The sequence below is a fragment of the Amycolatopsis panacis genome (genome assembly GCF_003600245.1).
GTDB classification, from domain to species: domain Bacteria; phylum Actinomycetota; class Actinomycetes; order Mycobacteriales; family Pseudonocardiaceae; genus Amycolatopsis; species Amycolatopsis sulphurea.
In genome coordinates this window covers 1-608 of record NZ_QZFV01000050.1, presented here as the reverse complement: position 1 = coordinate 608, position 608 = coordinate 1, and the positions used below count along the sequence as shown (strand labels likewise).

The window sequence follows — 608 nt, the reverse complement described above, 5'->3', positions numbered from 1 at the left end:
GTGTTGATTGAGCGTTCTCGTGGGGCGAGGGTGGTGGTTCTGGGCTGTACTGGTCGTGGTGGGTTCGCTGGGATGCTGGTTGGTGGTACTGCTGCGACGGTGGCGGGTCACGCGTGTTGCCCGGTGACGGTGGTTCGTGGTCGGCATGGTGATGGTGTGGTGCCGCGGGAGGGGCCGGTTGTGGTGGGGGTGGACGGTAGCCCGAATAGTGAGGCGGCGATCGCTGTGGCGTTCGAGGAGGCGAGTTTCCGGCGGGCCTCGCTGGTTGCGGTGCATGCCTGGGCTGATGTCACTTATGGCTCGGCTGAGGGGGTGGCGCGTTTGCTGCCGCAGTGGGAGGTTCTTCAGCCGGAGGAGGAGCGGTTGCTGGCTGAGCGGTTGGCGGGGTGGCAGGAGAAGTACCCTGATGTGGTGGTGGAGCGGGCACTGGTCCGGGACCGGCCGCGGCATGTCCTGCTCGATGAGTCCGCCCGGGCTTGTCTGGTGGTGGTGGGCAGCCGGGGCCGGGGCGGGTTCACCGGGATGCTGCTCGGCTCGACCAGCCAGGCATTGATCCAGCATGCCTGGTGCCCAGTGCTCGTGATACGACCGGAGCGCAAGCAGTGACC

1 protein-coding gene is annotated in these 608 nt (G+C 67.3%); it reads left to right on the top strand.

Annotation, left to right across the window (positions count from 1 at the left end; all coding sequences use genetic code 11):
• Nucleotides 1–606: universal stress protein (locus D5S19_RS03875; RefSeq protein ID WP_120021958.1), on the top strand; the 606-nt coding region annotated here is incomplete at its 5' end.
• Nucleotides 607–608 lie beyond the last annotated feature (2 nt).